The sequence below is a fragment of the Nonomuraea sp. 3N208 genome (assembly GCF_052245935.1).
Classification (GTDB): domain Bacteria; phylum Actinomycetota; class Actinomycetes; order Streptosporangiales; family Streptosporangiaceae; genus Nonomuraea.
Window position 1 is genome coordinate 1 of record NZ_JBQQBR010000116.1, and the last position, 4,495, is coordinate 4,495.

General features: G+C 64.3%; 4 protein-coding genes. 2 read left to right on the forward strand and 2 right to left on the reverse strand.

Going from position 1 to position 4,495, the window contains the following annotated elements; translation table 11 throughout:
• Positions 1 to 181: 181 nt before the first annotated feature.
• Together ACTWPT_RS59570 and ACTWPT_RS59575 are read right to left on the reverse strand one after the other, a co-directional pair.
• Positions 182 to 394: a DUF397 domain-containing protein gene (locus ACTWPT_RS59570; RefSeq protein WP_138672814.1), complete on the reverse strand. Its 213-nt coding sequence runs from the start codon at positions 392 to 394 to the stop codon at positions 182 to 184.
• A complete protein-coding gene (locus ACTWPT_RS59575) occupies positions 382 to 1,206 on the reverse strand; it encodes a helix-turn-helix domain-containing protein (RefSeq protein ID WP_443186402.1) in 825 nt (274 codons plus the stop codon). The genes ACTWPT_RS59570 and ACTWPT_RS59575 overlap by 13 nt, the downstream gene beginning before the upstream one ends.
• A gap of 149 nt (positions 1,207 to 1,355) precedes the next feature.
• Here ACTWPT_RS59575 and ACTWPT_RS59580 point away from each other — a divergent pair, with 149 nt between their 5' ends.
• Entirely contained in the window at positions 1,356 to 1,865 is a 510-nt protein-coding gene (locus ACTWPT_RS59580) for an ATP-binding protein (protein WP_443186404.1), read from the forward strand.
• Between the two features lie 149 nt (positions 1,866 to 2,014).
• Positions 2,015 to 4,324 (forward strand): OmpL47-type beta-barrel domain-containing protein, encoded by a 2,310-nt coding sequence (locus ACTWPT_RS59585; RefSeq protein ID WP_443186403.1) that lies wholly within the window; start codon positions 2,015 to 2,017, stop codon positions 4,322 to 4,324.
• The last annotated feature ends 171 nt before the right edge of the window (positions 4,325 to 4,495 follow it).

A 4,495-nucleotide genomic window follows, 5' to 3' on the forward strand; every position in this document is an offset into this window, starting at 1 on the left:
CTCATGATCTCGAAGGTCGTGCCTGTTCTCGTCCTCAGACGAGTCTCCAGACCCCTCTTACAGCCCCCGAACAGTCACGCCACGAAAGGGACGCTCAGGCTGTTACCGATACCTCGCCGTGGCCCTGCCTGGCGTGCGGTGCTATTGGGAGCCCGGGAAACGCGAAATAGCCATAAGGGACTTAGTCGAATTCTCCATTCTTTACGCCGCCGATGAAGGCTGCCCATTCGCCAGAAGTGAAGATCAGAGAAGGACCTGTGGGGTTCTTGCTGTCGCGGACGCCTCGGCGTCCCTCGGACAGCTTGGCCACCTCAACGCAGTTGCCCCCATTGCTGCCCGAGTAGGAAGACTTGATCCATGTGGCTGCCCGTACTTCCTGGGTCAGCTCGTCCATCGCTGCTTCGTCTCCTTGATCAAATTTATGGATTCGCGCTGGGACAGCGCCTCAGAACGGATCCCTTCGTACCTGAATGCTAGGGTCCTGACGCTCTCTGTCCAGTCGGTTACCTGGGCGTTGGAAGCGGCTTCGACGTATGCCGTGTCGGGCGTTCCATGAGCCTGGGCGATGGCGAATCCTCCGAGAAGGCCGGTCGTGGAGTAGGCATTGACAGGAAGAACCTGGATGGTAATCCGGGGCGCCTGGGCGGCTTCGAGAAGATGTGCGAGCTGCGCAGCCATCACGCTCGGGCTGCCGATCGGGCGGTGTAGAACACCCTCATCGAGGACCACCCAGAGCATGGGTGGTTTGGGTCGTCGGAGGATCGACTGTCGTTCCATGCGAGCGGTCACATGCTCTTCGATCTCCTCTGGTGTCACACCAGGTTCGCCGCTCAGAATCGCCCTCGCATAGTCCTCGGTCTGGAGTAGGCCGGGCACTATCAGCGGTTCCCAGGTTCGGATCGCCTCCGCTGTGGCCTCCACGTCGAGCCACGGACGGAACCATGGTGGGGCCGAAGCGTGGCTGACCATCGGCCAGAGCCGCATCAGCGCTCCCTCGGCCTCCAGCGCCTCGTCGCAGAGGCGCGCGAACTCCTCCGTCGGCGACCGCCTCGCCGTCTCGATCATGCTGATCGTGCCGACAGAGTAGGACACCGATTTCGACAGGTGAAGCTGGGACCAGCCTCGGGCCTTGCGGTGTCGCCGCAACTCGAAGCCGAAGAGCGCAGTCGGCGAGTCCGCGGGGCATAGCTCGCTTTCCTTCGGCACCTGACCTCCTGGGGGAATGCCGCCGTTTCAACGAAGGTTTCAGCGGAACGGTTGATGCCATGTCGAAGTCAATTGACTACTCACTGTAGCCAAAGCTTGGGATGGTGGACAAGGCGGGTGGAGATCGACTTCTTCGAGTGGGTGAAGTGATGAAACCAGCGGGTGCCGAGCCGAGGGTCATCGGTTCGATCCATCTGGCGGCTATTCGCGAGTCCGTATCGCGCGCACGCGCGCAAGTGCGCAGATGGCTGAAGGACGATCATCCGTCTGTCGACGATGCCGCGCTGGCCGCGTCCGAGCTCCTGACGAACGCGCTCCGGCACTCCAATGCCAGGCCATACGATCTCATCGGCCTCACTGTTGCCATGGCAGAGGGGGTGGTCTACGTGGAGGTACGTGACCCAGGTTCCACGTTCTCCGCGCCCCACATCCGCCAGGAGCCGGAGTCGGAAGACGGCCGCGGATTGCTGATCATTACTGAGATCTCCCAAGACTGGGGAGTTATAGAGCATGGCAGTGGGCTTGGCCGGACCGTCTGGTGCGCTATCCGAGCCGTCCCGCCTTCCCCTGGCCAATCCGCTATTCGTAGACCTCGAAGCCCGTCTGCACCGCGCGCTCACGCACTTCATCGGGGTGTTCCTGAGGCCGACAGCGCGTGAATCCTCCTTCCGCCCGCACAGCCATACGCGGATTAGGTATGGGCTACTCATGACGCCCTGAGCGCGGCTCCGTAAGTTTCTGCGGCGAAGAGGGGCGTTACCGGAAGCCAACGGGGCGGGCGGGGGACGCTCCGGAATGAGGGTGCTCGATGCCCAGACTGACGTGGCTTCGGGGGCTGCTGCTGATCGGCGTACTGGTTCTGACGAGCCAGGTGGCCGCGTTACCGGCGCACGCCGACTTCATCAGCGCCAACTCGACGCTCAAGAACGACGGCATCCTGCCGATGATCAAGGTGTTCCAGAAACTAGATCACGGCTGCTGGGGTGAAGGCGCCGCGCCGCCGGACAAGGTCAAACCAGGCGAGAAGGTGAGCTGGCGCGCCGAGTCGTGCGACCTGTCGATCGGCACGGGGACCGAGGGCGAGGTCTGGTACCGCCCCTACGGCGCGTCGGACGACGTCGTCTACCGGTTCTACTGGGACGTGCCCACGTTCGGGACGAACACCGCCGAGAACACCGGAAACCCCGGCTGCACCCACAGCCAGAGCGGCCCCGGAGACGGCAACAACGTCTACATCGACTTCACCGTCGCCTGCAACGCCTCCACGATCGACAACATCCCCGACATCTGGAAGCTCCACCCGGTCGTCATGGATCCCGACGGGGACGGGCTCAACAAGCAGGAGATCGACCTGAACGCGATGGGCGCGGCCGTCGGTCAGAAGGACATCTTCGTTCAGTTCGACTGGATGGAGGACAACACCCACGACGAGCGGTTCAGCACCGCCGCCCTCCGCCGGATCATCGCCACGTACAACGCCAATGGATACTTCCTGCACATCGACGCGGGCCCGCAGAGCCCGCTCGACACCAGCGGAGCGACCTGGGGCAACCTGAGCAGGGCGAGATCGGTCGGTTACCAGGCCCAGCTCGGCAACGTGACGAACAATCCGGGCGGCGGCGCCACCTACAACTGGACGGCCTTCGACGCGATCAAGAATGCCGCCTTCCCCGCGACCGGACGTGGCGAGATCTTCCGGTACGCGCTCGCGGCCGACCGGATCGGGCCCGCCGCCGTACGCGGTATCACCCGGGGCGGGGACACGGACGTCATCTTCAGCCTCAACAGCAGGGCGAACAACGCTGACAACGAGGTCGCCGTGTTCATGCACGAAATCGGCCACTCTCTCGGCCTCGGGCACGGCGGCGACAGCAAGAGCAACTTCAAGCCGAACTACTTCAGCGCGATGAACTACCTCTTCGACTTCGAAGGCATCACCAAGAACGGCGTGAAGAACTGGGACTACTCGCACGGCGGCCAGGACCCGTTGAACGAGGTCAACCCGCCGGGCCTGGACGAGTCCATCGGCCTGGGCGCGAAGGGCAGGGGTGTCGCGACCTCGCACTTCTGCCCGGCCAGCGTCGTCGCGGGCGTCTCAGTTCCCGCCGGCCGCATCCCTGTGCCCGACGCGGGCAACCCCATCGACTGGGACTGCGACGGCGTCATCGCGGCCCCTGGGACCAAGGTGAGCGCCGACATCAACAACAGCGACAACGAGCCGGCCGGCACCCTGAACACCCTCGTCGACCATGACGACTGGAAGGCCATCGTCATCACCCGCGGCGACATCGGCCGCTACGACCAGCCTGCCGTCGAACCGCCGATCGTGACGGTGGTGGAGGACCTGCCTCCCGCGGACGCCGAGGTGCTGCCCGTCGATACCACGGCCCCGGTCACCACCGCCGAGACCGCCCCCGCGCCGAACGCAGCGGGTTGGAACAACACCGATGTCACCGTCACCCTCAAGGCGACCGACGACGTCTCGGGCCTCGCCCGCACCAAGTACAGCGTGGATGAAGGCCCTTGGACCGGCTACACCGACCCGGTCGTTCTCTCGACCGACGCCGTCCACACCGTCAAGTACCGTTCCACCGACCGCTCCCTCAACACCGAGGAAGCCAAGTCCTTGACCGTCAAGCTAGACAAGACCGCGCCGACCGTCACGTACACCGGCGCGAAGGAAACCTACGGGATTCTCGAAACCGTCGCCATCACCTGCACCGCCGCAGACAACCTCTCCGGCGTCGCCACCACCACCTGCAAGGACATCTCCGGCCCTGCCTACGACTTCGACCCGGCGGGCAACACCTTCTCGGCCACCGCCACCGACGTCGCAGGCAACTCCGGCCAGGCGTCCTCCGTCACCTTCAAGCTGGTCGTCACCTATGCCGACCTGTGCACTCTGACCAAGCGCTTCGTCACCAACGAAGGCGTGGCCCAGGCCAACGCCATGTGCGCCCAACTCGCCGCCGCCGAGCGCGCCGAGGACAGGGGGAACGTCACGGCCAAGACCAACGCCATCAACGCCTACGTCAACCAGGTGACGGCGGCCGTCAGCGGCCACTACCTCACTCCGGCCCAGGCCGCCATCCTCAAGAAGCTGGCCGCTGCCCTGTAATCCGACCCACCCGTTATTCGATCTGAACGCCAGTGGCCCACCGGGCGGGACTGTACGGTTTTCGGTGTAACTCCTGATCAAGGAGAACGCACCTGATGAGTACTGTGATCCAGGCATCGACGGAGATCGACCTGGAGGACGCCGCAGTGGCACGCAAGGAGCCCAAGGACG

What these genes read in the sequence shown, in the direction of transcription:
- ACTWPT_RS59570 (WP_138672814.1), bottom strand. Translation starts at nt 394, where the DNA reads ATGGACGAGCTGACCCAGGAAGTACGGGCAGCCACATGGATCAAGTCT.
- ACTWPT_RS59585 (WP_443186403.1), top strand. Translation starts at nt 2,015, where the DNA reads ATGCCCAGACTGACGTGGCTTCGGGGGCTGCTGCTGATCGGCGTACTG.
- ACTWPT_RS59580 (WP_443186404.1), top strand. Translation starts at nt 1,356, where the DNA reads ATGAAACCAGCGGGTGCCGAGCCGAGGGTCATCGGTTCGATCCATCTG.